Raw genomic sequence first — 26388 nt, 5'->3', positions numbered from 1 at the left:
GTCCGTGAGCTGGCCCGCCGCTTCCTTGATGCGCTGCCGTGCTTCCCATAGGCTCGTTTCGTCGGGCGAGGAGACGATCATGTGGCAGCAGGAGGACACGGAGCTCGAGCACGCAGAGGACGTCCGCGACGAGGCGCAGGGGCTCTCTGGCGTCCGGTTCACCATCGAGCTCGGGCACATCGACCCGTTCGACGCCGCCGCCGTCTTCTGGGATCAGCACGGCCAGGCGCGGGAGCTCTTCCCTGGTACGGAGTGCGCGATGCAGTCGGGATCGTACCGCGAGCCGAGCTTCGTGCTCCGGACGAGCCTGAGCCTCCCGGGGATCGGGCCGTTCACGCAGACGTCGCGGTATTCGGCCCAGCGCGTCGCGCCGGAGTCGTTCGCCATCCGCGTCGATACGATCGACGAGAACATGCTGTGGAAACGGGGGCTCGCGATTCACCGCTTCTCGCCGGGCTCCGGCGCGACGACGCTGCTCGAGGTGACGAGCCTGTACGCGCCCAGGGTGCCGATCAAGATCCTGAATCAGGCGGCGATCGGCGCGGCCCGCGCGCACCAGCGGCGCTATCTCTCGGGCCGGCGACCGACGGCCGCGGAGCGGGAGCATTTCCTGGCGGCGCTCGGCGCGGGCGGGCAGGGCGGCGCCTGAGGCGGGCGTGTCCTCTCGCCGCCTTCGCGGCGGCGCTCCTCAGGCGGAGCGCGGGCGCGCGCGGCGAGGGGCGGCCGGCGGCGCGGCGCGCGGCGTCGCCGCGGCCAGCACCGCGGCCTCGTGGGCGGCGAAGCGCTCCGCCAGGAAGTCGACGAACAGCCGCGCCCTGGCGGGCTGGAAGCGGCGGCTCGGATAGAGCACGTGCACGGCGGAGCCCGGCGAGGGCAGGTCGGTGAGCAGCGGGACGAGGCGCCCGGCGTCGATGTCCGCGGCGACGTCCCAGATCGACTTGAAGGCGAGGCCGTGGCCGGCGACGGCCCAGTCGCGCACCAGATCGCCGCTGTCGGCCACGAGGCGGCCGGCGGGGCGGACGGCGTGGAGCCCCTCTCCGGTGCGGAAGGTCCACGAGAGCGCGCGCATGCCGGGGCGCTGCAGCACGATGCACGCGTGGGCGTCGAGGTCCGCCAGCGTGCGTGGCCACCCGCGTCGCGCGAGGTAAGCCGGCGCGCCGCAGACCACGCGGCGGCTCCGGGCCAGCCGGCGCGAGACGAGGCGCGAGTCGCCGAGCGCGCCGAGGCGCACGGCCACGTCCACGCCGGCGTCGAGCAGGTCCACCACGCGGTCCGACAGGCTGACGCGCACACGGAGCCCCGGGTGCGCCGCCGCGAAGTCGGCCGCGGCGGGCCCGACCCACTGGCGGCCGAGATCCACCGGCGCCGACACGTGCAGGAGGCCGCGCGCCTCGGCCTGGCCGGCGGTCACCGCGAGCTCGGCCTCGCGCACGTCGGCGAGGATGGCGACGCAGCGCTCGTGGTAGGTCGCGCCCTCGGCGGTGAACGTGAGGCGCCGCGAGCTGCGCTGGAGGAGGCGCACGCCGAGCGCCGCCTCCAGCCGCGTCATGCGCTTGCTGGCCACCGCCGGCGAGAACCCGAGCTCGCGCCCCGCCGCCGAGAGGCTGCCCCGCGCGACGGCGCACACGAACAGCTGCATGTCCTCCAGCTCGACCATGCGCACCCCCGGCGAGTCACGGGCAGCGAAGCGGGGGCAGGGTAGCCGCGCCGGGGGCGATCTTCAACATTTCCGAAAAGATGGTTCGGCGATCGCGGCCGTTTTCCTACGCGCCGGAAAGGATCAAGGTGGCTCGTGTCGCCGATCGACCCGATCGGCTGTCCGAGATCGCTTGTTCCGAGGAGACACGCCCCATGAAAAAGACCCTGTTGATCAGCGCCCTCTCCCTCTCGCTCTTCGCCGCCGCGAGCGCCTGCTACGTGCAGGGCGCCGGCGCGGAGGACCTGCCATCGCCGCGGTCGACCGTCGTCGACGGGAGCCTGCCGAGGGAGCAGGTCGACGCGGAGATGCTCGCGGCACGCCGGTTCTACGCGTTCTGGAACACCGGCGATGAGCGCCATCTCGACGCGGCGATCGCGCCGACCTTCACGGACCGCACCTTGCCCAAGGGGCGCCCGCAGGGCCCGGCGGGCCCGGCGTTCGCGTCGAAGAGCTTCCGCGCCGCCGTCCCGGACCTGAGCTGCGAGGTGGAGCAGCTGATCGTCGTCGGCGATCACGTGGTGGCGCACCTGCGCTTCCGAGGCCACTTCACCGGCACGTTCGGCGACACGAAGGGCGCCGGGCAGGCCGTGGACTTCATCGCCACCGACATCCTGCGCGTGCAGAACGGACGTATCACTGACAACTGGCATATCGAGGACAACCTGACGCTGTTTCAGCAGCTCGGCGTGGTGGCGCTGTGATGACGGGGCGGGCCCGGTGGAGCCTCCGCGCCCCGGGTCCGCCGGCGAGGAGCGTTGTCTCGCCTCGCGGCGCGCGAGATCCCCGGGCGAGTCGGGCGTGCTTTTTCGCGCGGCTCGTGCGAGCGTCGATCGGATGCAGATCCGAACCGCTTCTTCTCCTGGTGGGTATGCGAGCGTCCTTTGCGCCGCGATGCTCCTGGCCTTCCCGTTCGCCGCCGGCTGTGACGATGGCGATGGCGGCGGCGACGGGGGCTCGAGCGCCTCGACCAGCAGCGCGAGCGCGGGCGACGGGGGAGGCGCCGCGGGCTCGACCGCCTCGAGCAGCAGCGCGAGCGCCGGGGGCGGTGGCGCCGCCGCGTGCGGCCCCGACGTCGACGCGCCCGAGGAGGTGCTCCCCGGCGCCGCCGATCCCGAGGCGGGGGTGTTCACCCTGGCCGAGGCGCTCGCCGAGCTCCCGGAGGGGCCTGGGCCGCTGCGCGCGATCCTCGACACCGACAAGGGCGAGATCACGTGCGAGCTCTTCCCGGAGCAGGCCCCGAACGCGGTCGCCAATTTCGTCGGCCTCGCCCGCGGGCGCCGGCCCTTTCGGGACTCGGCGACCGGCAGCTGGGTGAAGCGGCGGTTCTACGATGGGCTGACCTTCCACCGGGTGATTCCGGAGTTCATGGCGCAAGGCGGCGACCCGCTCGGCACCGGCGAGGGCTGGCCAGGGTACGAGTTCGACGACGAGATCTCCGCGCTGAAGCATCGAGCGGGGACGCTCGCTTACGCCAACGCCGGGGCCGACACCAACGGAAGCCAGTTCTACATCACGGAGGTGGCGACGGACTGGCTCGACGGCGACTACACGATCTTCGGCCAGTGCGCGCCGGTCGAGGTGGTCACCGCGATGACGCACGTGGAGACCGACGAGGACGACAAACCGCTCGTGGAGCTGCGCCTGCGCGAGGTGACGATCACGCGCTGCGCGCCGTGAAGAGGGCGCGGGTGCGCCGGCCGTGCCGCTCGCTCGGGGCGCCGCGGCGCTGGGCGCCCGCGGTGGAGGAGGTCACCGCGCGAGCGGCTTCCTGGCGCTGATGAGCGAGTATCCCGCGTAGACCGGGATGACGGACACGTCGGTGAACCCGCACCCGCGGACGAGCTCGTCGAGCTCGCCGGCCGTGAGCTGCTTGCCGGGGGTCATGTACACCATGTTCATGGAGAACAGCGCCGCCGTGAGCGGGCCGTCCTGCCCGTCCGAGAGCAGGAGCTCGTAGATGAGGACGCGGCCGCCCGGCGGCAACGCATCGAAGCTGCGCTGGACCAGGCGCCGCTGGCGCGCGCTGTCCCAGTCATGGAGGATGTTGGCGAAGAAGATCGCGTCGTGACCCGAAGGCCACGCGTCGCGGAACATGTCGAGCTCCAGCACGTCGATGCGATGCTCGAGGCCGTGCTCCGCGACGTACCTCCGCGTCGCCTTGCACACGGGCGGCAGCTCGGCGACGGTGAAACGCACCCCGGGGTTCTGCTGCGCCAGGGCGATGCTGAAGCAGCCGGAGCCGCCGGCGACGTCGAGGAGGCGCCCCACGCCCGAGAGCTCGGCCCGCTGCGCGAGCCCGACCGCGGTCGCGAACGAGTGGCTGTGCATCGCCTGGGTGAAGACGAATGCCCGCTCGTCCGACAGGTCCGCCTCTGCCCACTCCTCCGAGATGACCTTGCCCTGGCCCTCGCCCCACGCGACGGCCCCGTCCCGCCGCAGCGTCTCCAGCAAGGTGCCGTGCGTGATGGGAACCTGGCAGATGAGCCGCACATAGTGGCCCCAGTAGAACGGCTTGGTCGGGATCAAGAAGTTGCGAGACGTCTCGGTGAGATGGAACTTGCCATGAGACCGCACCAGGAGCCCCATGCCCGCCAGGGAGGCCAGGAGGGCCTCGGTCGCGCGGACGCTGAGGTGAAGCTTCCCGGCCATCTCCGCGATGCCCGCGGGCTCCTGCTCGAGGAGCGAGAACACCCCGAGTTCGTCGGCGACGCTGATGATGGGCAGCTGGTAGACCGAACACCCGAGCTGCCGCATCAAGGAGTCGTCACAGGTAGGTTTTTCGAGATTCATGGACGTCAATGCATTCCTCCGCTCTGCTCAAGAAGGGGGATGCCGGCGCGGCCGGCGAGCGATCCGTCTCCAACATAGCTGAGCTCGGTCGGAGCTGACCAGGTGTTGCTCGCTGCCTCGTGGGTCCTCCCGCGCCCTCGCCGGCCGTGGCGAGCCCAGCGTCCCGGCGGGCGCGATGGACGACGCTGCTCGGCGTGCGGCTCAGGCGACTGCGCGAAATGAGGCGCCTGCGCGAGACGTAAGCGGCTCTGGTTTCGGCGCGGCGGGTGGGCTGGGCCGGGCTGGGAGAGGGGGCGACCGCCTCAGCACGGCGGCGGTCGTGCTACGCTCGGCGAAAGGCCATGTCCGCTGTCGAGCCCGAGATGACCGCCCGTCCGCCCGCTGCGCCTCACCGGCGGCTGGGAGCCCACGTCTATCGCCGCCCGCCCGAGCCGGTGGTCTTCCCGGAGGCCGAAGAGGTGCCCGAAACGAACCGCCACCTGGAGCTCCGCACCGCGCTGTACCTGATCCTCAAGCGCGAGCTCGCGCACGCAGCGACGCTCGGCTCCGACCAGTTCGTTTACTGGGACCCGACGACGCCGAGGAAGCGCCTCGCCCCCGACGCCTTCGTGCGTCTGGGCGCGCCTCATCGGACCTTCCGCACCTGGAAGACGTGGCTGCATGGGGCCCCCGACCTCGGCGTCGAGATCGTGAGCGATTCGGACGAGGGCGAGCCCGCGTGGGAGGAGAAGCTCGAGCGCTACCGCGCCGCGGGCATCCGCGAGGTCGTGCGCTTCGATCCCGACGACGGCGCGCGGCCGATCCGCGTCTGGGATGCGCTCGACGGCGATCTCGTGGAGCGGTCGCCGGACGACCCGGATCTCTGCGCGTGCGAGACGCTGGGCCTCTGGTGGACCGTGGTGGAGGACCCGTCGGTCGGCCCGATGCTCCGGCTGGCGCGCGACAGGGAGGGCCGTGAGCTGCTGCCGACGCCGGACGAGGCCGCGGCGAAGGAGCGTGAGGCCGCGGCCAAGGCGAGGGAGGCCGCGGCGAAGGAGCGTGAGGCCGCGACGAAGGCGAGGGAGGCCGAAGCCGAGGCGCGGGAGGCGAACAGGAAGCTCCAGGCCGAGCTGGACGCGCTGCGGGCCGAGCTCGCGCAGGCTACGGGCAAGCAGACGCCGCGTTGACGACCGCGCGCCCCGCGAGGGCCGGCTCGGTGCGCCGGCGGCGGGGCGCTCGATCGATGCACGAGCGAGCTATCGCGTCACCCCCGGGACGCGAGCGCCTCGTGTCCTCTCCTGCACGTGGGTTGCGGTCGCCGCGCCCGCGACGCCGGCGAAGATCCGGAGCGCGCCGGTGAGATCGGGATAGACGACCACGTCGCGCGCGGGCTCGTCCGGACCATAACGCAACCACAGCAGCGGCCATGCATAAGCGCGCACCGCCTGGGCCACGAGGCGGCCCCCGGCGGCGAGCGCGGTGAGGCCGGACACGGCGCGCTCGATCGTGCCGGCGAAGCGGTGGCCGTGGAAATCCGGCTCGACCGTCCGATCGCTGCCGCCGCGGTAAGCGCTGCTCCTCGCGCGGGGGCGGAGGTCGTGGCAGCGCAGGGGCTCGGGAGGGGTGTCGGCGCCCAGACGGCGCTCCAGGGCGCCCTCGAACGAGAACAGCGACGGCACGAACGTCATCTCGGGCGGCGCGTAGAGCTCGCGCATCTCGAGCGGGCGGTCCTGCAGATGGCGGATGCGCACCCGCCGGACGCGGCCGGCGCCCATGCAGGACGGGCAGCGGACGTATCCCGCGCGGCACGAGCAGGCGTACGGCCGGGCCCGGCCGCTGCAGCGGGGGCAGCGCGCGCCCCCCGAGGCGCCGGCGCACCCGGTGCAGGGCGCGAGGCCGAGATCCTCGACCAGGCGCCGGTAGGCGCGCGGCTCGAAGGACAGCGGACGGGGCGGGTCGCCCGGCTCGAGCTGCGCCGCGGCCGCCGGGCTGAGGTCGACGACCTCCGTCCAGCCCTCGCGGCGCACGATCGACGCGAGGACGACCAGCGCGGCCACGCGGCGCTCCTCGGCGGGCGCGCCGGGCGGAAGCGCGAGGCCTTCGGTGCGGGCGCGCGCGACCGTGGGGAGAAACGGGGCCACGGGATCGGACGGCGGCTCCATCGCGGCAGCATGTCCACGAACCGGAGGGCGCGCCATCGCGCCGCCGGCGGTGGGCACGAAGGCGCCGTACGGCGTCCCGCGGCGGCCGGGACGCGCCGGATGTGGGGGCCGCGCGTCGCTGCCGAACAGCGGCGGTCGCGCGCTGGGCGCTCCCTCCTCCGCCGGGAGCTCAGGCGTTGCGCATCGGCTCCGCGAGCCATCGAACCAGCGCCTCGCCCTCGAGCTCGATCAAGGCGGCTTCGACCTCGTCTGGACCGTTCACGCGAGCGCGCTCGACGATCGATCGCTCTTCTTCGGCCGTCAGACGTCGCCCGATGCGCCGCGCGAAGAGGCGGCCGAGGAGCTCTGCGATCGCCTTCTGCCCGCGCTCCTCTCCTCGTTGCTCTCCCCGCTGCTCTCCCCGTTGCTCGGCCTCGATGATCATCTCGCCGATGATCGGCGTGCGCCGGAGCAGCCCCTCTTCCTTGTCCTCTACCATGATGATGAGCTCCTTCAGCAGATTATGCCCCCAGGGATCGATGGTCGCCATCACCAGGAGCGCCGTGTACAGCTCAGCCCGCTCCTCCGCGCCCTTCGCCCCCGCGTGGATCTCCGCGACCACCTCCCGCAGCGTCGCCGCGGTCGCATTACGTGCAAGCGGCGCAAATACCAGCCAGAGCACGCTGCCGCGCGCTCGCAGCTCGGAGACTGTGCGCTGGTAGACGGCGTCGATACGGAAGCGCGCGCCGCTGAACGGCCGCCCGGGCCAGGCGATGCGGCGCTTCCCGGCTTTCGGCAAGCGCCGCCTGCGCCCCGAGAGGACCACGGCGACGCTCTCGATGGGCGGCACCGGCGCGCCAGAGGATTCGAGGCGGAGCGCGGCGAAGAGGAAGCCGAGGTATTCGAAGATGCGATCCGGCACGTCTTCGCGGAGCGAGAAGCAGAACTCGACGTGGAGCACCCGCGGCTCGCCGCCGACCCGTAGACGCAGCGCCTTGTCGAGGCGGCGCTCGATGTTCGTGACCTGGCTGTCGACCCAGCCGAGGACCTCGATGGGGCGGCTCTCAGGGACGAGGGCGCGCACCAGGTCTGTCCTTCCAGCAGCTTCGCACTTGCCCCCCGCTCGGGGAACCCCTTTCGCCCCCGGCGCTACGTCCCCGCCCCCGGATCCTTGCAGCAACGAAACCCGATCTCGTAAAACCGGAACATCGGTCCATGCGAGTCGTTGGTCCCGCGGCACCCCGCCCACGGCTTGGACCAGTAGCCGCCCTTCAGCGACGAGCGGTGCGGCCACTCGGGACGCGACGTCGATACCCACTCTTCCACGTTGCCGACCAGATCGACGACGCCGTACGGGCTCACGCACGCCGGATACGAGCCCGACGGCTCGCCCTGCCAGAGCCGCTGCGTCTCGGCGGCCCGCACCGCCGGGTCGTCCGACGCGAGCCGCCGCTCGCTGATGCCCCGGTATGGCTTGCTCACGTTGCAGGCGGCCGGGTCCTGCGCGTAACCGTAAGGGAAGGGGAGCGCCGACGGCCCCTCGCACGCGAGCTCCCACTCGAACTCGGTGCAGAGGCGCTTGCCGACGGCGGCGCACTCCCGCTCGGCCTCGACGAAGCGGAGCATCACGACCGGCAGCGCGCCCGCCCGGTTCGGCCACTCGTGGCGATCCATGCACGTGCGCACCGGCGTGAAGCGCGGCTCGGCGGCGAACAGCCCGGGGAAGAAGCTGAAGCAGTGGCCGCCGCGGTAGCTCGTGCAGATCCGCTGCACGTTCTCGTGGTGCGTGCCCTCCACGAGCACCATGTCGGGCGGGCAGGACGCCGGAGCCCCGGGCCGGGGCAGCGCGTCGGCCTGGGCGAGCAGCGGGGCGAGCAGGAGGTCGAGGAGCACGCGGCGGCTCTCTATCGCAAAGCCGCGCGCGGCGCACGAGAGGCCGCGCGGCGGCTCGCCTCACCGGACCTCGCGCGGCGCTCGCGCCCGCGCCCGCGCCGGGCTAGTCTCGCGCCATGGGAATGACGCTGCTTAGGATGCGGTTCGCCGCGCTCGCGGTCCTGGCCTGGGGGAGCGCCTGCGGTGGCAACGTCGTGGTCGACGGGATGCCCGGCGAAGGGTCGGGAGGCGCCGGCGTGACCAGCAGCAGCGCGAGCGGGACGAGCAACGTGGGGGTGACCTCCACCGGGGGGGGCGGCGGCGACGTGCGGTCGAAGTGTCTCGCGTACTGCGAGATGTTCCTGCCGGTGTGCGGCGCGGCGCCGGGCAGCTGCGGCGACGTCTGTGACGATCAGCTGTCCGCCGCGCCCCCGTGCAACGATCGGCTCGCGCCGTTCTTCGATTGCGCGATCGAGGCGTTCGATTGCTCCGTCACCCCGTCCAGGTGCCAGCTTTTGCTGGCTCAGTACGAGACGTGCGCGTTCGACGCCGACTCCGGCTGTGGAGGGCTGGAGTGCTTCGGCGGCGGGGACAGGGCGTGCAGCTGCAAGGGCTCGTGCCCGGGCTGGGATTTCGCCGTCGAGTGCAGGCCGAGCGGGCGCTCCGACATCTCCTGCTCCTGCCTCGTCAACGGCTCGGAGGTGGGCACCTGCACGCAGGCCGGCTCGGGGTGCGCGCTCGCCGTCGACTGTTGCGAGCCGAAGTTCGAACCGTTCCGCTGAGAGGCACGAGCGAGCGGCGTTCGCCATGGAGGAGGATCGACGGAGCGCAGCGCGAGGCGGGGCGCTCGCCGAGGAGATGGCGAGCTGGGTGGGGGCGCGGATCGACGCCGCGCACGCGAACCCCGCGACGGGGCTCGTCGCGCTGGCCGTGTACGTCGGAGCGCGGCGCGTGCTCGGCGCCGGCATCGGGCCGCGCGTCGCGGGGGTGGGGATCTTGCCGCGGCTGCCGCGGCTCCGCGCCGGCGGGGCGCATCCGCTCCTGGCCGCCATGCGGGCCCACCTGGTCGGCCGCCGCGTGCTGGCGATCGAGGTGCGGGGGGACGGCGTCGCCGTGATCGCCGGCGATCTGTCTACGGCGGAAGAAGACCAAGACGATGAACTGCCTGGTGAGGCGGGGCCGTCGGTGGCGGCGGCGCCCGCACCCGGGTTGAGCCTGGCGGCGCCCGCACCCGGGTTGGGCCCGGCGCCCGCACCCGGGTTGAGCCTGGCGGCGCCCGCACCCGGGTTGGGCCCGGGGTCGCCCGCACCCGGGTTGAGCCCTGGGTTGCCCGCACCCGGGTTGGGCCCGGCGCCCGCCGCGGCGGCGCGGCTGGAGCTCGCCCCGGGGCGCCGCGGCGAGGTGCGGCTGCTCGACGGCGCCGGCAACCTGATCCTCCGCTGGCCGCCTCAGGGGAGCGCCCCGCCGGCCGAGATCGCCTACCCGGAGGATCCGCTGGCCGCCGGCGCCGCGCTGGTCGAGGCGAGCGACGACGCTGCCGCCGGCCAGGAGAAGGCGGCCCTCGCGCGCGCCGTCAAGGCGCGGCGCGCCGCGCTCGAGCGCAGGGCCGAGGCGGTGCGCGGCGATCTCGGGCGGCTGGGGAGCGTCGCGCGCCTCCAGAAGACGGGGCAGCTCCTGCTCGCGCAGGGCGCGCGGGTGCCGCGCGGGGCCGCGAAGGCGCTCCTCGACGACTGGGAGACGGGCGGCAAGCTCGAGGTCGCGCTCGACCCGGCGCGCCCCGCGAAGGCGCAGGCCGAGGCGTTCTTCGCCAAGGCGCGGCGCTACCAGCGCGGCGAGGCGGTGATGCGCGCGCGCCTCGCCGAGACCGAGCGCGCCCTCGAGGCGATCGCCGCCCTCGAGGCCGACGTCGCGGCGGCGGAGGCGCGGCCGGAGGCGCTCGAGCCGCTCGCGCAGCGCGCGCGCTCCCTCGGCGTGGCGCGCGCCGAGATCGCCGGGGCGGGCGCCGCCGTCGCCGGCGAGCCGGGGGTGGCCGGAGGAGCGCGCGCCCCGCGGGCCGGACGGACCGCCCCGCGCCGGCCGTTCCATGCCTACCGGAGCGCGTCCGGCGCGGCGATCCTCGTCGGCCGGGGCGCCGAGGACAACGACGCCCTCACGACGAAGCATGCGCGGCCGCACGACCTCTGGCTCCACGCGAAGGGCGTCGCGGGCTCGCACGTCGTCGTGCCGCTCCCGAAGGGGGCGAGCTGCCCCGCCGACGTGCTCGTGGACGCCGCGACCCTGGCGGCGCACTTCAGCGACGCGCGCGGCGAGGCGGTCTGCGAGGTGAGCTACGTCCCGCGCCGCTACGTGCGCAAGCCGCGCGGCGCGGCCCCGGGCGCGGTGGTCTTCGATCGGGAGAAGGTCATCGCCGTGCGCATCGAGGGGGCGCGCCTTTCGCGGCTGCTCGCGACCAAGGAAGAGGGCTGACGAAGGGCGCTCGCGCCGGTGGCGACGCGCCTCGCGCGCAGGCCGGGAAGCGCCCCGCGGCCGGGCTGCGGCGCCCCCGGGCCCAGGCTGCGACGCCGTCGCTCCGCCTGAGGGCGGGCCGCCCTCAGGCCGTGAACGCCGCCCGGACCTGCTCGTTCAGCTGATCCAGCCGGCGCGCCGGCAGCTCCGCCGCGCGGGCGAGCGACGCGATCACCGCGCGCTCCGCGTCCGAGATCCCCTCGCTCGCGTGGGCCACCGCCAGCGCGACGATGACGCCCTCCTCCACCGCGTCGCAGTCCATGAGGATCTCCGCGAGCAGCCGCACCCGCGGCTCGACGCCCGCCGCCGCGATCACCTTCAGGCTCGCCTCGATCAGGTAGCGGACGAGCTCCGCGTTCAGCTCGGCGCCGAGCATCGGCTCGATCAGCTGCCGCAGGGCGTCGATCTCCTCGGCGTCCACGTTGCCGTCGGCGTTCGCCACGAGCGCGCCGAGGTCGACGATCGGGGTCGGGTTGTACTCGTTCAGGTCGAAGCGGGCGCGGAGCAAGCCGGCCGCCTGGTGGACCAACGCGGGAGGCTTCATGTCGCCTCCGCTCCGGCGATTCGCCTCATGACTCACCACCTTTCGGCGCGCGGCGCCGCACGGTCTCGGACTCGCTGAGCCCGAGGCAGAGCTGCGCCCGGAGCGCGCGCAGCCCCGCGAGCACCTCGGCCGACGCCTTCTCGGCCTCGGCCCGCTCGATGGCCGCGTCGAGCGTCGCGAGCCGCCCTGTCTGGAGCGCCTTGAGCGAGTAGGTCATCTGCACGAACGTGTCGAACAGGTCTCCGAGCTCATCGCCCTTGCGCAGCCCCTCTCCGATGGTGAGCCGCGTCGTGCCGACCTGGCGGCACAGGCGCTTCATCTGGTGGACCGGCCCCACGATGCGCTGGGTGATGAAGATCCCGAGCACCCCGAGGACGACGAGCAGGAACGCGCCCCCGCCGACGAGGATGTTGAGGAGGCGCTGACGCAGCGCCTCGACCTCGGAGCGCCGCCTGCCGACCTCCGCCAGGTTGCGCTCGTACTCGCGGTTCGTCTTCTCGAGCTCCTCGTCGAGGGTATTGCCGAGCTCGGCGCCGTCGCCGCCCAGGGCGGCGGTGCTCATCCTCAGGATCTTCGCGCTGTTGGCGGCCTCTTTGAGCGCGAGCTCGGCCTGGGACGCCGCGTACTGCGCCTGCTCGTTGGCGACGCTCGCGGTCTGCCAGATGACGAGTCCGAGCACCGCCATGACGGCGAGCACCACCGACACCAGGAGCCCCGTGTACTTGAGCTGGAATCGCGGGTTGAGGAGCAGCTTGCGGCGGGGGGCCGGGCGGGCTGTGGCGCGATCCTGGGCGGGAGAGGTCATGAGGTCTCGTCAGCGGGCGGACGGCATGACCGCCAGCACAGGACATGGCATGAGCGGGGCCGCCGCGGTGCGACCCCCCCGGAAAACGCACTGCGGTCTCACTGGTACCCCATTCCCGGCGCCGGTCGCAAGGGTCATTCAGAGGTCGAACAGCGTCCCCTGCCGGCTCGGCCGCCGGAAGGTCGAGCGCTCGTCTGCCGCTTCGCGCTCGCGCGCGGCGTTCAGCCCGAGGCGCTGGCAGTGCACCTCGAACAGCCGCTGGATCGCCGCCCAGCGCGCGCCTGCGCCCTGGAAGCGCGCCCCGAAGGCGGCCTCGTTCATCTTGCCGCCGCGCATCTCCTGGATGCCGCGGCGCACCTTGCCGGCGCGGTCCGGGAAGGCCTCCTCGAGGCGCTCGTCGAAGACCGGCAGCACCTCGCGCGGCAGGCGCAGCGGCATCATGAAGGCGCTCTGCGCCCCGGCGTCGCGGGCGCGCTCGAGGAGCTCGGGGACGTCGCTGTCGTTCAGCCCGGGGATCAGGGGCGACAGGGAGATCCCGGTCGGCACGCCCGCGTCCGAGAGCGCGCGCATGGCCTCGAAGCGCAGCGACGAGCGGCTCGCGTACGGCTCCATCTTGCGGGCCACGGCGTCGTCGGCGAAGGGTATGCTGAGGTGGACGCGGGCGCGGGCGCGCCGCGCGAGCTCGCCGAGCAGGGCGGCGTCGCGCCGCACGAGCGCGCCCTTGGTGATGAGCCCGACGGGGTTCCGGAACGCGAGGCAGATCTCGAGGCAGCGGCGGGTGAGCTCGTAGCTCGCCTCGAGCGGCTGGTAGCAATCGACGTTGCCGGAGAACACGATCGTGTCGCCTTGCCAGCCCGGCTTGTTGAGCTCCTTCTCGAGCAGCTCGGGCGCGTTCGCCTTGACCACGATCTTGCGGTCGAAGTCGGTGCCGGCGCCCCACCCGAGGTACTGGTGCGAGGGCCGGGCGTAGCAGTAGGCGCAGGCGTGGATGCAGCCCCGGTACGGGTTGACGCTGTACTGGAACGGCAGATCGGGGCTGTCGTTCGCGGTGATGATGGAGCGGGCCTGCTCCTCGAAGACCTGCAGCGTCGCCGGGGGCGCCTCTTCGAGGTACTCGACCTGCGTCGACGACCACGGGTTCGGAGGGTTGTTCACGGGGCGCGGCATGGTGCGGGTCAGCGCCGGGCGAGGGGAGGGGGCGCTGCGCGCGCAGTGTAGCGCGTCCTCGCCGGGGTGGGAGCGTTTGTTCAGTAGAGCCCGGTGGGCGTGGGCGCCGTCGTTGCGGGCTGGGCGGCGGGCGCGGCCTGGGCGGCGCTGCCGGCGGCGGGTGCGGCCTGGGGGGTGCGGCCGTGGCGGGGGGCGGGGAGAGCGGATTGACAGCCGAGGGGGCGCCTGCTGGCATGCGGGCGCTCAGGAGCGAGGTGAGGGACAAGATGGCCAATCCGACACAGCCAGGGTTCGATCTCCGCAGCACGTACCTGCACCTCGCGGACGGGGGCGATGCGCTGCAGATCGAGGTGAGGCCGACGTTCTGGCAAGAGCTGATGTCCGGCGACTCGAAGGCCGCGGACATCCGGCGGATCACGGACGAGGGGGGGTGGCTGGTGATACGGTATCCGCTGACCGAGGACACGCCGCAGTGGGAGATGCACCCGGCGGGGGACGAGATCCTGGTCCTCCTGTCCGGCGCGAGCGACGTCGTGCTGGAGGAGCAGGGCGGCGAGCGGGTCGTCGCCCTGCTCGCGGGGGCGGCGTGCAAGGTCCCGCAAGGCGCGTGGCACCGGATCATCGTCCGCGAGCCGGGGGACCTCCTGTCGATCACCTACGGCAAGGGGACGCAGCACCGGCCGCTGTAGTCGCGTGGCGGCGAGCATGCCGTCCGACATTCCGGGGCCGAGCGTCGCCGGCTGCCGCGAAATGAGGCAGGTGGGTTGATGCCGGCCGGATGCTACGCCTCGAGCCACGTCGAGAGGGAGTCACGGCTGAGGCGCTGCATGGTCGTCCGCCCTTCGTGGCGCTCGCAGACGAGCACCGCTTCCGGCGTGTCGGAGAGCGCATCGACGAGGACATCCGAGTGCGTCGTCACGATGACCTGTGTGCGCTCTGATGCGTCGCGCAGGAGGCGCGCGAGCGTGGGCATCAGATCCGGATGGAGGCCGAGCTCCGGCTCCTCGATGCACACGAGCGGCGGCGGCGCTGGATCGAGCAGGATGGCGAGCAGCGCAAGCCAGCGGATCGTGCCGTCGGAGAGGCGCGTCGCGGGGAGCGTCCAGCGCTCTTCCTCGAGGAATATCTGGACCGTTCCTCCCTCGATCTGCACGGAGAAGTCCACGGCTCCATCGAAGACCTGCTGCAAGGTGTCGATCAGCACCCGCTTCGTCGGGATATCCCGGCGGAACCGGTTCAGGATTAGCCCGAGGTTCTGTGCATCTTCTCGCAAGTGGTCGGTCGGCAGATCGGACGGCTGCGGGTATCGTGGGGACGAGGCGCGTCCGAGGCCCCAGTCACGGTAAAGCCGGACTTTGCTGTAGCGATCCCCGACGAACGAGAGCTCCGGATAGTGATCGGGATCCTTGCGCTGGGAGAGGATGGACTGCTGGGGGTCGATGTCCTCGCGCCGGAGCTCGCGTTTGCCGTTTCTCACGTTGAGCACCGGGCGTCCGTGCTCGTAGCCGAAGTAGACGTGCTGGCCGGTCGGCTCGGCCGGCGGCTCCTCGTCCTCGATGCGCTCATCGACGATCTCCAGGCGCGCTCCGAGCTCGGTGAAGGAGACCCGGTGGCGCAGGTTCCAGCTCGATTCCGGCCGGTATTCGAGGATGGCCTCCACCTCGGCCTTCGCGCCCGGCTCGCCTCGCCAGATCCATGCGCTCACCCCCCCGCCTTGTCGTACCGGGGCGAGCAGATCCGTGGGTGCGGAGCGAAGGAAGCCGATGGCCTCGATGAAGTTCGACTTGCCTGACCCGTTGGGTCCGATGAGGACGTTGAGCTTGCTGAGCTCGATCGGATCGGAGCCCGGACCGAAGGACAGGAACCGATCTAGCCGCAGACTCTTGAGGAGCATGCGCGGAACTCTACCCGGGCCGCGCTCATCGGCGCCACCGGGGGAGCCGGCCTCAGCCTCGCCCGGCGAAGCGGCGGTGGTCGACCATGAGGCAGCGGTCCTGCACGACGAGGATGCCGGCCTCGACGAGCCGCTCGGCCACCTGGTCGTTCCGGATGCCGCTCTGCAGCCAGACGGCGCGCGGCCGGGCGGCGAGCAGGTCGTCGAGGTGCGCGGCGACGTCCTGGCCGCGCCGGAAGACGTCGACGATGTCGATCGGGCCCGGGACGTCCGCCACGCGGCGGTAAACCTGCTGGCCGAGGATGGTCTTCACGTCGGGGTAGTAGACGGGGACGGGGATCACCTCCACGCCTGCGCTCTTGAGGTAGCTCGGGACGTAGAAGGCGGGCTGATCCGCCTGCGCCTCGGTCTTGATGCCGAGCACGGCGACGCGCCGCGCCCCGCGGACCAGCTCGGCCACCCGGGCATCGTCATCGCTGATGTCGCGAATGTCGTTCATGGGGAGAGTGTACGTCCGCCGAGCCGGCGCCGCACCCGGGGCGGCGCGATGCGGAGCCGCCGGGCCGGGGGGCGGCGCGCGCCTGCAGCGGCGCGACGGTATCGAGCTCAGCACGAGCTCCCCGTCCGCCGCTCATGGCAGACTCCGCCGCGTGAACCTCGACCGGCTCCCTGCGGATCCTTTGCGCATGACGAACCACGGGCGCCCCATGCTCAGAGCCCACGCTGCAACCGGCCGGCTCGCCGTAGCCATCGGGCTCCTGTCCGGCGTCGCGGTCTCGCTCTGGCCGAAGGCCGCCCTCGCGAACGTCGGCATCCCGATGCTCGTCTTCGCGTGGCCCGCATCGTGGATAGCCTTCGTTCCCGTCGTGCTCGTCGAGGCCGCGGTGGCTCGCCGGGTCCTGCGCCTGCCGACGCGAGAGGCGATCAAGCTCTCTCTGGCGGCGAACGCATGGTCCACGCTCGCGGGGATCCCGATCACGTGGGCTCTCCTGACCGTCCTCGAGATGACCGTAGCGCCCATCCTGGCGATGGCTCGCGATGATCTCGGAACGGCCGCCACCCTGCTCATGGTGCCGATCTCCGCTCCCTGGCTGGGCCCGGTGAAGGAGGGCTGGCGCGTGCTCGCCGCCGGCGCCTTCCTCTGTGTGCCCTTCTTCTTCGCCTCGGTGTGGATCGAGGCGCGGAGCGCTCGGCGCCGCGTGCCGGCGGCCGACGCGCTCCGCTGGGCGAAGAGGGCGAACGCCGCCACCTACGGCTTTTTCCTCGTCGCGCTCGCGCTGTTCGCGCTGATCTCGTGGATGAGCCACGCGGGCAGCGCCGGCTAGCCGCGGTCGCCGGCGTGGCGGCGGCCCTCCTGTGGCAGACTCCCCCGCGTGAACCTCGACCGGCTCCCCGCGCTCTGGGCCGACCTCTCCCGCCACCCCACCTCGCTGCTCGTCGCGCTCGGCGCGGCCATCGCCGTCCTCGGGCTCGGGTTCTTCGCCTACCGCCTGCTCTTCGCCCTGCTCTCGCGCGCCGCCCGCGCGACCCGGACGTCGCTCGACGACCTCCTCATCCGGCGCATGCGGCTGCCGGCGCGCCTGCTCGTCGCGCTGCTCGCGCTGCACACGTTCATCGCCCTGCGCGGCGCCGAGCTGCCCACGCTCCACAAAGGCGTGCTCCTCCTGGAGCTCGCGCTCGCGTCGTACCTGGCCATCGAGATCGCCGAGACCATGGTCATCGACTACTGGCTCGCCGAGCGCCGGAAGGTGCAGCTCCCGGCCCTCGTACGGCACCTCCTGCTCACGATCCTCTACCTCGTCGCCGGCCTCTCGATCGTCGGCGCGGTCACCGGCGTCGACCTCGTGCCGCTGCTCGCGACCTCGACCGTCATCACGGTCGTCCTCGGCCTCGCGCTCCAGGACACCCTCGGCAACCTCTTCGCCGGGCTCGCCCTGCACTCCGAGCGCTCGTTCGGCGTCGGCGACTGGATCCTCGTCGACGGGATCGAGGGGCAGGTCGTCTACGTGGGATGGCGCTCGACCCGCCTCCGGACGTTCTCCGGAGACATCGTGATCCTGCCGAACTCGATCATCGCCAAGGCGCGCGTACAGAACTTCTGCGCGCCGGACCGGACGTGCGCGCGCAACATCGAGATGCTCGTCGCCCTCGACGCCGCCCCCGAGGCCGTGGAGCGCGCGGCGCAGCGCGCCTATGCGCAGGTGCCGGACATCCTCCGCGAGCCGCCGCCCAGGCTCTGGCTCGCGGCCGTCACTCCCCTCTTCCAGCGCTATGTCATCAAGTTCTGGATCGCCGACTTCGAGCGCCACGATCTCCTGGAGTCCGAGCTGATGAGGGCGTTCTTCCGCGCCTGCCGCGACGAAGGCGTCGCCCTCAGCCCCGCCGCAGCGCAGCCGGGCCTCGCCGTCGATCCGCGCATCCTCGACCCGCGCGCGGCCGTCGATCCGACCGCAGCTCCGGTGGTCCTGCCGGCGATCGTCGCGGTCCCGGCCGCCCCGGCGCCCGCCGCCGTGAGCGGCAAGCTCGACGCGGGACCGCCGCGCCAGCAGGGGCGCTCCGCCGAGCCGCTCCCGGAGCGCTGAGCGCGCGATCGGCGCCAGCCAGCGCCCCGGCACCGCTTTGGCCCGCGGCCCGTCGCGACCGGCTCCGCGGCCGTCCGCCGCCTGCCGTCACCCTGATTTGGCTTGGTCCGGTCGCGCCGCTGCGGTAGCCGAGCGGTATGCCTGACAACCAGCCCGTCTCCCCCAACAAGGTCGCGGTCGTGGGCGCTGGCAGCGTCGGCGCGACGATCGCTTACGCGTGCTTGCTCCGCGGCGTGGCGAAGGAGGTCGCCCTGTTCGACGTGAACCGGACCAAGGTCGACGCCGAGGTGCTCGACCTGAACCACGGCCTCCAGTTCGTCCCGGCGGCGACGCTCGAGGGCAGCGATGACGTCGAGGTCTGCCGCGGGGCGCACGTGGTCGTCATCACCGCCGGCGCGAAGCAGAAGCCCGGGCAGAGCCGGATGGACCTCGCCACCGCGAACGTCGCTATCTGCCGCGAGCTCCTGCCGCGGCTCCAGGCCGTCGCGCCCGACGCGCTCTACCTGCTCGTCACCAACCCGGTCGACGTGATCACCTATGTCACGCTCAAGCTGACCGGCCTGCCGCCCGCCCGCGTCCTCGGCAGCGGCACGGTGCTCGACAGCAGCCGCTTTCGCTTCCTGATCGCCCGGCGGCTGAACGTGGCCGTGCAGAACGTCCACGCGTACATCGCCGGCGAGCACGGCGACAGCGAGGTGCCCCTGTGGAGCAGCGCGAGCGTCGCGAACATCCCGCTCGACGCGTGGTCCGTGCCCGGCCACGGCAAGCTCGCCGCGGGCGACCGCGCGGAGATCTTCTCGAACGTGAAGAACGCCGCCGCCCAGGTCATCTCCGGCAAGGGCGCGACCAACTACGCGATCGGCCTGGCGACCGCCAAGATCCTGGAAGCCCTGCTCCGCGACGAGAACCGCGTGCTGCCCGTCAGCAGCCTGCTCAGCGGCTACCGCGGGATCGACGATGTGTGCCTGAGCGTGCCCTGCGTCGTGAACCGCTCCGGCATCGAGTCGCAGCTGCCCATCCCGATGAGCCCCGAGGAGGAGGCCGGCGTCCGCGCCAGCGCGGACACGATCCGCAAGGCGATCCGGTCGCTCGGCTTCTGACGCGACCTCGCGCCGCGTCGCCTGAGCGCGTTGCTGGCGCGGTGATGGGGAGCATTTGAACCACAGAGGCAAAGAGGGCACAGAGGCGAGAGAAGAAGCTACCTATCTTTTTTTCTCTCTCTCTCCTCTGTGCCTCTGTGGTTCTTTTCTCATGAGGATCCATCCGGTGAGCACGACCTTGCGCTGCGATCCGACGATGAGGTGCTAAGCTGGCAGCGGAGGAGCGCTCATGCCGGATCCGTACGATTTGCAACGATTCGTGGACGCGCAGGCTCCGGTCTATGACCGCGTCCTGGCCGAGCTGCGCCGAGGACAGAAGACCAGCCACTGGATGTGGTTCATTTTTCCGCAGGTGCGGGGCCTGGGCCACAGCGCCATGGCTCACAGGTATGGCATCGCTTCGAAGGCCGAAGCAGAGGCCTATCTACAGCACCCGACGCTCGGCCCGAGGTTGATCGAGTGCACTCGCCTCGTCAACCAGATCGAGGGGTGTTCGCTTTATGACATCTTCGACAGCCCCGATGACATGAAGTTCTGCTCGTCGATGACCCTGTTCGCCCGCGCGGCCCCCGACAACGAGACGTTCCTCGCGGCGCTCGAGAAGTACTGTGGTGGCGAGCTGGATCCGCGGACGCTCGCGCTCCTCGAGGAGTGACGGGCTGCCGTCGGTGGGCGCCGGGGGCGGGCGCGTGCACGGCGCGGCGACCCCGGCTACGACCGCGGTGGGGGCGAGGGTGGGGGACCCAGCGCTCGATCTCACCGCGTGTGGGTGCATGGGCGGGCAAAGCCACGACGGCCTGCAGGTGTGCCACAGCGCATCTGGTCCAGGTGACGCGGCGTCGGCGGCCTCGATCGTCCGGCGTTCCAAGGGCTCGAGCCCAAGCAGAGCTCGGCCAGCAGCTTGGCGGCCTGTGGAGGTGCCGTGTGGTCACCGAGGCCGACACCCTGAGGAGATCTTGCTCTACGCTAGCTCCTCCCGATGCCTAGCGACGCTCCTGTCGATCTCTACTCGCTCGCCTTCACCTGCAGCGTCGACCCGCTGCTCTTGCTCGACGAAACCGGTCGGATCCTGGCGCTGAACCCCGCCGCCGAGCGCCTCTTCTCCACGCCCGGGGCGACGGCGCGCGGAGGGCCCGTCGATGAGGCCCTGCGGCCCCATCCGCCCCTCGGCGCGCTGCTCGATCAGGTGATCCGCGATCGCGCGCCGCGCGCCCTGCCGCCCGACTTCACCCTTCACCTCGCGAGCGAGCGCGCCGTCCTCGCCGAGGGGAGCCTCAGCCCGCTCGTCGACCCCGCGGGCGCGTGCGCCGGCGTGCTCCTCGCGCTGCGCGACGTGACCGAGCGACGCCGGGCCGAGCAGGCGGCGCGCGATCAAGCAGCGCGCCTGCACGCGGCCGTCGAGGCGCTCGACGTGGGCTTGGTCATCTACGACGCCGAGGAGCGGCTCTGCTTCTTCAACACGGCGTACAAATCGCACTACCCCGAGTGCGCCGCCGCCATCCAGGTAGGCAATACGTTCGAAGACGTCGTCCGCGAGGGCTGCCGGAACGGGATTCACCTCCACAGCGGCCTCAGCGAAGAGGAGTGGGTCGCCGGTCGCCTCGCGGACCATCGCCGCTCCGGGGACGTCTACATGCGGCGGTTCGGGGACCGCTGGCTCACCCTCAAGAGCACCCGCCTCGCCGACGGCGGCATCGTCGGCCTGCGGATCGACACCACCGAGATCAAGCAGACAGAGCTCGCCCTCGAGCGCGAGCGGCAGTTCATCCGCCTCGTGCTCGACACCATCCCGATCGTCGTCACGGTCAAGGACCGGGACGGCAAGATGAAGCTCGTCAGCAAGAGCTACGCCGCGCTCTACGACACCACGCCGGAGGCGGCGGTGGGCAAGACCGTCGGCGATCTGCCGTCCTCCCACGCCGAGCTCTCCACCATCGGCGAGATGGACCGGGAGGTGCTCACGCGCATGCAGCCGGTCTCGAGGGTTCAACCCATCGCGCGCCCGAACGGCCAGGTGCGGTGGATGTCCATCGTCAAGGTGCCCCTGGTCGAGCAGGACGGCACGGCGCACATCCTCGCCATCGGCATGGACATCACGGCGCAGCGGGAGCACGAGGAGCACATGGCCGCCACCATCGCCGAGCTCGAGCGGCAGAGGCAGGCCTTCGCCGATCAGCTCGCGGTCATCCAGCGCCAGCAGGCGCTCATCCGGGCCCTGTCGACGCCCGTCCTCCAGGTCGCCGAGGGCGTGCTCGCCGTACCCCTGATCGGCGCGCTCGACGACGCGCGCGCGGCCGACGTCACCAGCAAGCTCCTCGACGAGGTCGTGCGCACGGGCGCTCGATTCGCCATCATCGACGTCACCGGCATCGAGAGCGTCGACGCCGCGACGGCCGACCACCTCGTCCGCATCGTCCGCGCGATCCGCCTGCTCGGCGCGAGCGGCGTCCTCACCGGCATCGGACCGGCCGTCGCCCAGTCGATGTGCGGCCTCGAGGTCGACCTCTCCGGCGTCACCACCCATGGCAACCTCCGCGCCGGGATCGAGGTCTGCCTGCGCGCGCTGCCCCGGCGCCGCTGAGCGCCGCCGGCGCTCGCGAGGGCGACGAGGGGAGTCACGCCGCGCAGCGCCGGGCGCGAGACCCAGTCGAGCGCCGAGCGTGGGAGCTGCGAGCGCTCACGCGATCCAGCTCCACCGCTGCCCGTCGAAGCTGAGCACGTCCTTCGCGCCGATGGACCACGACGTGTCGCCGAAGGCGCTCAGCACGCCGAACGGGCCGGCGCCGAGCGACTCGAGGTCGAGCAGCTCGACCTTCCCGGCCTCGATGCAGTACAGCCGGCGCAAGCTCGCGGCGAAGACGCGCCCCTTGAACGGCGCGATGGACCACAGGTCGTCGGGGCAAGCCGCCTCGGGGGCCAACTGCCAATCGAAATTTTGCCCTTGCTTCGAGCTGCTCACCGCGGGCCTCAGCTCCAGTGCGCGGTCAACTCGAGATGATCATCGCCGTCTCCGCCGCCGGCGATGATGCGCTGGCGGACGTGGCTGGCGCCGCCGATCTCGAGGACCTGTTCGCAGGAGCCGATGACCTCGGTCCACATGTTCTCGTCGAATCCGTAGCAGCCGCTCCAGCGAGCGTGGGTGAAGCCGCGGCGGGATTCGAGGACCTGGACGCGGCCGACGGAATAGTAGTTGGCGAAGACGCGCTGGCCCAGGGAGAAGAGGGTAGAAGGGGAGATGAGGGCCGCGATGACCTTGTAGATGCCGCTCATGTCGTCGCGGGTGCACTGGCGGCCGATCTGGTGGACGAGGTCTTTGCCTTCGCCGCTGGCGCGCCGGATGGCCTGGAAGAGATCCTTGTACCAGTCGATCGGGTACCAGCCGGTGGAGACGATGCTGCCGTAGCGCATGCCGGCGCGCAGCGGCTCGCACATCTCGTCCAGGCTGAGCTTCTGGAGGGGCTCTCCGCGCAGCTTGCCGAGGCTCACGTACACGGAACGAAACGCCACTCCCTTGACCTTGGGTTCGTCGGTCATTCAGCCGTGCCAGCGCCCTCAGCACAGAGGGTACCGCGCACCTCGTCCGCAGGCCAGAGAGCTGCCGCTGGCCCGCGCGTGGCCCGGGCCTCGGGCGGACAGCGAAGAGCCCGGTCGGTCGTTGATCGGCAGCGCGGCCGCCTGCGCCACCGCGGCCGCGGCGTCGAGCAGGCCGGCGCCGCAGACGCCGCCGCAGCTGGGCATCGCGGGGGTGTCGCGCTCATTCTGTCGCATGGCGTGCGCCTTTCACCGCTTTATGTGGTGCCAGGAGCGCCCGCGCTTCTTGCCGCCGGTCGCGCCTTGGACGGCCTGCACCCCAGGGTCGAGCAGAGGGTAACCGTTCTCGAACAGCGTGCAGTCCGGAGCCTTCTGGTCTTTCCGGTACTTGTCGACCTTCGCCCAGAGATCGGCGAATGCGCCCGGCTTCTCCTGGTGGAAGCCGACGTAATTCTGGCTCACGTACGGGGCGTCGGGCGCGCCGTGCGTGGGCTGGCCGTGCTCGTCGAGCTCGATGTAGCCGGAGAAGTAGAACGCGAACGGGTGCTGGTACGGCGCGCCGCCCCCCGCGTCGGCGCGGCCGTTCTTCTCGAAGGCATATCCGAAGAGGATCGGCGGGCCCGCGGGCCCGGGCGTGGTGAGCGAGTACGCCTGGATATCCGGGACGCGCGCGGTGTCCTCCGGGTTGTACGGCAGGTGCTCGACGAAATTGGGTCGCGGCGGGTGATTCTTGGGTGAGAAGAAGCAGAAATAGGCGGTCTTCGACAGATCCGGCGCCTGGGGCGCGTCCTCCGGGAAGCCGAAGAAGTAGGCCTTGTTCCCCAGCGACACGAAGGAGCAGGAATAATGATTGCTCTTCGGGAAGATGGGCAGGCACCTCCGGCGGTAGTATTCCATCATCGCGCCGTCGCCGTCGCCGTCCGCCGGTTTGTAGGTCGAGTCGTAGTACGAGGTGCCCTGGGAGAGCTCGTAATCGCTCGGGGCGAGCGTCTTCGGCGGATCCGCGTAGGGCGGCGGGTTGGCTTGCCAGTTTTCGTGGGCCCGGTACATGTTCCAGTCGCTCACCCAGGCCGCCGGCCACTGCGGGTCCGGCGTCGGCTCGCCGCTCTTGCGGGTGCAGGTGCAGGTCGGCGAGTCGCCGCAGGCCATGCACTTGCGGCTGGCATCGGGCTCGTTGTGCGTTCCGTTCGTCGGGAAAACATTGTCCGGGCCAGCGCCGGCGTCCCCGCTGGGACCCGCGCCACATGCGGCGGTGAGCAGCAGCGCCGCAGGCCCCAGGCGCAGGCTGCGGCCGATCGAGGATGAAGATGTTCTTTCAGAGGGCATGGCCATGTACTCGCTCCAGCGTGAGCTCGCGCCGCAGACGCACGAAGGTGCTTCGCCCGCGTCGATGCGTGCGCTCGACCATCGGGCGCAGTGCTCGATCGGGCAATCGGACCATGGTCCGATCGAGGTTGTCAATGCAAACTGCGGCTCCCGCGCCGCGCCCCGCCGTGCGCTCGCGGGAATGCGCGGGCCTTGCCGTTTGGCCGACGTGACCGTTGCCGGGAGCGCACGGCGCCGGTAGCGTGATTATTGATGCGCGAGGTCGACCGCGCGACGGATGTCGTTCGTGGCCTCGCCCTGCGAGGAGGTGCCAGTGAGCTATCTGATCGGGCCGCGAATCACCTTCGCCGGCCAGTTCCAGGCGGATGTCTCCACCATCAACAACGAGGTCCGGTACTATCACAACGAAACGTTCGATCCGGCCTTCCAGGACCGCCGGCCGAGCGGAAACCCCGACGAAGGCGGCTGGTGGAACCCGACCGGGTCCGGCGCCTTCCGCCTTGTCGACTGCAAGGTGACCAGCGCCTGGCACGACGGCGCCTCGGTGACCGACCCGGCGAAGGATCCAGCCATCGGCCTGCTCGTCGCCAACGCGCTGGGCCGCTCGGCGGGCAAGATGGTCGACCTCGACCCGCAGATGCAGATGGCCTCGGGCATCTGGGGAATGGGCGTGCGGCTGACCGACGGAACCGGCCCGGGCTATGTGGCAGGCGACTTCTGGCCGGCCTCCTTCCGCGATCTCACGATGCGGCAGGAGACGCCCAAGCAAAACGGGCAGCCGCTCGGCGCCAGTTATACCTCGGTCCTGCAGAACCTGGTCTGGAATCCGTCCCCGACCATCGCTTCTCGGGTGCTCGAGCAGATCAGGCGGTTGCTCCAGCAGTACGGCCCCGAGGCGGCGCTCTCGATCCATTTCAACCTCTACAATTATTGCCGCAACTACGATAACCCGGAGATCGCCAAGCGCTACACCTTCGGCAATGTCGTGGGGGCGATCGGCGTGGCGCTCCCCAGCGAACCCAAGAGCTTCGTCCTCGGCCGTCGCTTCGCCCCGACGAAGCGGCCAGCGAACCCGTTCGGGGCGGCCTACTTCGACGCCGTGGTGGACATGGCGTCGGGCACCGTGTCCGTCGACCTCGGCAACGCCTTGCCGCTGGACGAGAACGGCCAGGTGCAGACCAACCTCGGGCAAATGTCGCTCGTGGTGCTGGCCAAGGCCGACACGGTCGCGAACGGGCAGCCGACATTCCTGCCGGAAGGCAGTGACCTGTCGGACGGCGATTTCGTCCAGATCGGTGACCTCCCCTATGCCGATCCGGACTGGATCACGACCACGGCGGGCATCGTCTCGCTGGCCCTGCCCGCCGCGGCGCTCGCGCTCCTCGCCGATCATCCGCTGGCGATCGTGAAGCCGGAGGTGCGCGACCTGCTGCCGCCCACGTTTACGATCTGGGCTCGCGAGACCGTCATGGGCTACCATGTCCGCGCCGACGAGTTCGTCCAGCGCCTCAACCCGCAGAGCCAGGTCCCCGATCCGCAGCCCACCGATTCGGTCGACGTGACGGTTTACGCGGCCCAGTGGGGGAATCCTTTCAACAGCGCTGGCCTCCACGTGGAACAACTGGGGCCGACGAACCTCGGTACGGGGGCCCAGCAGGATATCAAGGGGATCGAGGTCCCCTGGACGGGCTTGCCGGCAGAGGTGGTGACCCAGTCGCAGACACCCTTCTCCGGGGGGCGGGCGGTCGTGACGGTCACGGCGACCGACCCCGCGGGAGCGCGCCTCGTCTACTACTACACGCCGCCGGCGAACGAGACGGACCCGCTCCCTACCCCCGCGAAACAGCCGACGCCGCTCGTCGGGACCTACATGGACGGCCAGATCTATAGCCTCATCTACAAGCTCCAGGAGACGTCGGACTGGGAGCTGTACCAGTACACGATCGATCCGTCGGGCGCGAAAACTCCGCCCGCCCAGCAGCATTATCTGGACTACGTGAACCTGCACGTGCGCGACGGCTATGCCGCGAAGCTGGATCCGACCTGGCAGGACGTCGCCCCGATCTTCTCCCAGTACGCGAACCTCTATCCGGTCATGAGCCAGCGGCTCGTCGACCTGAGCGACGAGCCGTCGGTCACTGCCCATGCGGCGTCCATCGAGCTCGCTTTCAGCCTCGAGATGGACGACCCGAACTACATGCCGGTCACGCGCGACATGTCGCCGGCCAAGCAGCAGACCCTGCTCGCCTATCTTCGCAAGGTGCAGGGTAAGCCGGCGGCCGCGCCGAAGTCGCTGCAGAGCACCAGCGCCCCCCGGCCGCCGGGCGCGCCCATCCCGGTCGTGGACCGGGATGCCGCTGCCGCCCGCACCTCCATTCTGAGCAAGAGCCAGGCCATCAAGAACGGCGCCGCGTAGGCGCGACCGCCCAACCGAAGACGAGGAGGAGGACCCC

The 26388-nt window shown here is 71.5% G+C and carries 27 protein-coding genes; 13 read left to right on the top strand and 14 right to left on the bottom strand.

Annotation, left to right across the window (positions count from 1 at the left end; translation table 11 throughout):
* Nucleotides 1–79: 79 nt before the first annotated feature.
* Entirely contained in the window at nucleotides 80–649 is a 570-nt protein-coding gene (locus WMF26_RS32355; RefSeq protein ID WP_437995860.1) for a hypothetical protein, read from the top strand.
* A 39-nt stretch (nucleotides 650–688) separates the two neighbouring features.
* Here the strand turns inward: WMF26_RS32355 and WMF26_RS32350 are convergent, their stop codons facing one another.
* Nucleotides 689–1657, bottom strand: coding sequence for a LysR family transcriptional regulator (locus WMF26_RS32350; RefSeq protein ID WP_438002469.1), 969 nt, complete (start codon nucleotides 1655–1657; stop codon nucleotides 689–691).
* Nucleotides 1658–1851: 194 nt separating this feature from the next.
* On the opposite strand from WMF26_RS32350, the gene WMF26_RS32345 reads away from it, so the two are divergent.
* Together WMF26_RS32345 and WMF26_RS32340 are read left to right on the top strand one after the other, a co-directional pair.
* Entirely contained in the window at nucleotides 1852–2400 is a 549-nt protein-coding gene (locus WMF26_RS32345) for an ester cyclase (RefSeq protein WP_437995859.1), read from the top strand.
* A 133-nt stretch (nucleotides 2401–2533) separates the two neighbouring features.
* Nucleotides 2534–3376 carry a peptidylprolyl isomerase gene (locus tag WMF26_RS32340; RefSeq protein ID WP_437995858.1) on the top strand — a complete coding sequence of 281 codons (843 nt, stop codon included), beginning with the start codon at nucleotides 2534–2536 and terminating at the stop codon, nucleotides 3374–3376.
* Nucleotides 3377–3448: 72 nt separating this feature from the next.
* Here WMF26_RS32340 and WMF26_RS32335 read toward each other — a convergent pair whose 3' ends face one another.
* On the bottom strand, nucleotides 3449–4489 hold the full coding sequence (locus tag WMF26_RS32335) for a methyltransferase (protein WP_437995857.1): 1041 nt from the start codon (nucleotides 4487–4489) through the stop codon (nucleotides 3449–3451).
* Between the two features lie 341 nt (nucleotides 4490–4830).
* Here WMF26_RS32335 and WMF26_RS32330 point away from each other — a divergent pair, with 341 nt between their 5' ends.
* On the top strand, nucleotides 4831–5655 hold the full coding sequence (locus WMF26_RS32330) for a Uma2 family endonuclease (protein ID WP_437995856.1): 825 nt from the start codon (nucleotides 4831–4833) through the stop codon (nucleotides 5653–5655).
* A gap of 69 nt (nucleotides 5656–5724) precedes the next feature.
* Here the strand turns inward: WMF26_RS32330 and WMF26_RS32325 are convergent, their stop codons facing one another.
* The 3 genes from WMF26_RS32325 to WMF26_RS32315 all read right to left on the bottom strand — a co-directional run bounded on the left by WMF26_RS32325 (nucleotide 5725) and on the right by WMF26_RS32315 (nucleotide 8502).
* A complete protein-coding gene (locus tag WMF26_RS32325; RefSeq protein ID WP_437995855.1) occupies nucleotides 5725–6630 on the bottom strand; it encodes a hypothetical protein in 906 nt (301 codons plus the stop codon).
* Between the two features lie 169 nt (nucleotides 6631–6799).
* Entirely contained in the window at nucleotides 6800–7693 is an 894-nt protein-coding gene (locus WMF26_RS32320; RefSeq protein ID WP_437995854.1) for a hypothetical protein, read from the bottom strand.
* A 65-nt stretch (nucleotides 7694–7758) separates the two neighbouring features.
* Complete coding sequence (locus WMF26_RS32315; protein WP_129577859.1) at nucleotides 7759–8502, bottom strand: formylglycine-generating enzyme family protein; 744 nt, start codon at nucleotides 8500–8502, stop codon at nucleotides 7759–7761.
* 116 nt (nucleotides 8503–8618) lie between these two features.
* Between WMF26_RS32315 and WMF26_RS32310 the strand changes: the two genes are divergently transcribed.
* Nucleotides 8619–9263, top strand: coding sequence for a hypothetical protein (locus WMF26_RS32310; protein ID WP_437995853.1), 645 nt, complete (start codon nucleotides 8619–8621; stop codon nucleotides 9261–9263).
* A gap of 25 nt (nucleotides 9264–9288) precedes the next feature.
* Nucleotides 9289–10947 (top strand): NFACT RNA binding domain-containing protein, encoded by a 1659-nt coding sequence (locus tag WMF26_RS32305; protein ID WP_437995852.1) that lies wholly within the window; start codon nucleotides 9289–9291, stop codon nucleotides 10945–10947.
* A gap of 124 nt (nucleotides 10948–11071) precedes the next feature.
* Here WMF26_RS32305 and WMF26_RS32300 read toward each other — a convergent pair whose 3' ends face one another.
* The 3 genes from WMF26_RS32300 to WMF26_RS32290 all read right to left on the bottom strand — a co-directional run bounded on the left by WMF26_RS32300 (nucleotide 11072) and on the right by WMF26_RS32290 (nucleotide 13502).
* Nucleotides 11072–11530 (bottom strand): tellurite resistance TerB family protein, encoded by a 459-nt coding sequence (locus tag WMF26_RS32300; RefSeq protein WP_061628323.1) that lies wholly within the window; start codon nucleotides 11528–11530, stop codon nucleotides 11072–11074.
* A 25-nt stretch (nucleotides 11531–11555) separates the two neighbouring features.
* A complete protein-coding gene (locus tag WMF26_RS32295; RefSeq protein WP_437950010.1) occupies nucleotides 11556–12335 on the bottom strand; it encodes a HAMP domain-containing protein in 780 nt (259 codons plus the stop codon).
* 138 nt (nucleotides 12336–12473) lie between these two features.
* On the bottom strand, nucleotides 12474–13502 hold the full coding sequence (locus WMF26_RS32290; protein WP_020738350.1) for a PA0069 family radical SAM protein: 1029 nt from the start codon (nucleotides 13500–13502) through the stop codon (nucleotides 12474–12476).
* A 266-nt stretch (nucleotides 13503–13768) separates the two neighbouring features.
* Here WMF26_RS32290 and WMF26_RS32285 point away from each other — a divergent pair, with 266 nt between their 5' ends.
* Nucleotides 13769–14191, top strand: a complete 423-nt coding sequence (locus WMF26_RS32285; RefSeq protein ID WP_437995851.1) for a cupin domain-containing protein — start codon at nucleotides 13769–13771, stop codon at nucleotides 14189–14191.
* A gap of 92 nt (nucleotides 14192–14283) precedes the next feature.
* On the opposite strand, the gene WMF26_RS32280 is transcribed toward WMF26_RS32285, so the two are convergent.
* Together WMF26_RS32280 and WMF26_RS32275 are read right to left on the bottom strand one after the other, a co-directional pair.
* Nucleotides 14284–15396 (bottom strand): AAA family ATPase, encoded by a 1113-nt coding sequence (locus tag WMF26_RS32280; RefSeq protein WP_437995850.1) that lies wholly within the window; start codon nucleotides 15394–15396, stop codon nucleotides 14284–14286.
* A gap of 52 nt (nucleotides 15397–15448) precedes the next feature.
* Complete coding sequence (locus WMF26_RS32275; protein ID WP_437995849.1) at nucleotides 15449–15895, bottom strand: CoA-binding protein; 447 nt, start codon at nucleotides 15893–15895, stop codon at nucleotides 15449–15451.
* A gap of 208 nt (nucleotides 15896–16103) precedes the next feature.
* Here WMF26_RS32275 and WMF26_RS32270 point away from each other — a divergent pair, with 208 nt between their 5' ends.
* The 5 genes from WMF26_RS32270 to WMF26_RS32250 all read left to right on the top strand — a co-directional run bounded on the left by WMF26_RS32270 (nucleotide 16104) and on the right by WMF26_RS32250 (nucleotide 21659).
* On the top strand, nucleotides 16104–16721 hold the full coding sequence (locus WMF26_RS32270; protein ID WP_437995848.1) for a hypothetical protein: 618 nt from the start codon (nucleotides 16104–16106) through the stop codon (nucleotides 16719–16721).
* A gap of 48 nt (nucleotides 16722–16769) precedes the next feature.
* Nucleotides 16770–17978 (top strand): mechanosensitive ion channel family protein, encoded by a 1209-nt coding sequence (locus WMF26_RS32265; protein ID WP_437995847.1) that lies wholly within the window; start codon nucleotides 16770–16772, stop codon nucleotides 17976–17978.
* A 137-nt stretch (nucleotides 17979–18115) separates the two neighbouring features.
* Nucleotides 18116–19078: an L-lactate dehydrogenase gene (locus WMF26_RS32260; protein WP_437995846.1), complete on the top strand. Its 963-nt coding sequence runs from the start codon at nucleotides 18116–18118 to the stop codon at nucleotides 19076–19078.
* A 229-nt stretch (nucleotides 19079–19307) separates the two neighbouring features.
* Nucleotides 19308–19733, top strand: a complete 426-nt coding sequence (locus tag WMF26_RS32255) for a DUF1810 domain-containing protein (RefSeq protein ID WP_437995845.1) — start codon at nucleotides 19308–19310, stop codon at nucleotides 19731–19733.
* A 324-nt stretch (nucleotides 19734–20057) separates the two neighbouring features.
* Entirely contained in the window at nucleotides 20058–21659 is a 1602-nt protein-coding gene (locus WMF26_RS32250; protein WP_437995844.1) for a PAS domain-containing protein, read from the top strand.
* 96 nt (nucleotides 21660–21755) lie between these two features.
* On the opposite strand, the gene WMF26_RS32245 is transcribed toward WMF26_RS32250, so the two are convergent.
* From WMF26_RS32245 to WMF26_RS32230, 4 genes are read right to left on the bottom strand one after another with little or no spacing between them, the layout of a single operon-like run.
* On the bottom strand, nucleotides 21756–21998 hold the full coding sequence (locus WMF26_RS32245) for a hypothetical protein (RefSeq protein ID WP_437995843.1): 243 nt from the start codon (nucleotides 21996–21998) through the stop codon (nucleotides 21756–21758).
* 47 nt (nucleotides 21999–22045) lie between these two features.
* Nucleotides 22046–22612 (bottom strand): hypothetical protein, encoded by a 567-nt coding sequence (locus WMF26_RS32240; RefSeq protein ID WP_437995842.1) that lies wholly within the window; start codon nucleotides 22610–22612, stop codon nucleotides 22046–22048.
* A gap of 18 nt (nucleotides 22613–22630) precedes the next feature.
* Nucleotides 22631–22846, bottom strand: a complete 216-nt coding sequence (locus tag WMF26_RS32235) for a hypothetical protein (protein ID WP_437995841.1) — start codon at nucleotides 22844–22846, stop codon at nucleotides 22631–22633.
* Nucleotides 22847–22858: 12 nt separating this feature from the next.
* A complete protein-coding gene (locus tag WMF26_RS32230; RefSeq protein ID WP_437995840.1) occupies nucleotides 22859–23758 on the bottom strand; it encodes a hypothetical protein in 900 nt (299 codons plus the stop codon).
* Nucleotides 23759–24248: 490 nt separating this feature from the next.
* Here WMF26_RS32230 and WMF26_RS32225 point away from each other — a divergent pair, with 490 nt between their 5' ends.
* Nucleotides 24249–26351 (top strand): hypothetical protein, encoded by a 2103-nt coding sequence (locus tag WMF26_RS32225; RefSeq protein WP_437995839.1) that lies wholly within the window; start codon nucleotides 24249–24251, stop codon nucleotides 26349–26351.
* Nucleotides 26352–26388: the final 37 nt, after the last annotated feature.

The organism is Sorangium sp. So ce185 (assembly GCF_051526825.1).
Classification (GTDB): Bacteria; Myxococcota_A; Polyangia; order Polyangiales; family Polyangiaceae; genus Sorangium; species Sorangium cellulosum_D.
Note: the sequence above shows the minus strand (reverse complement) of the source record. Positions and strands in the feature narration are given on the sequence as shown.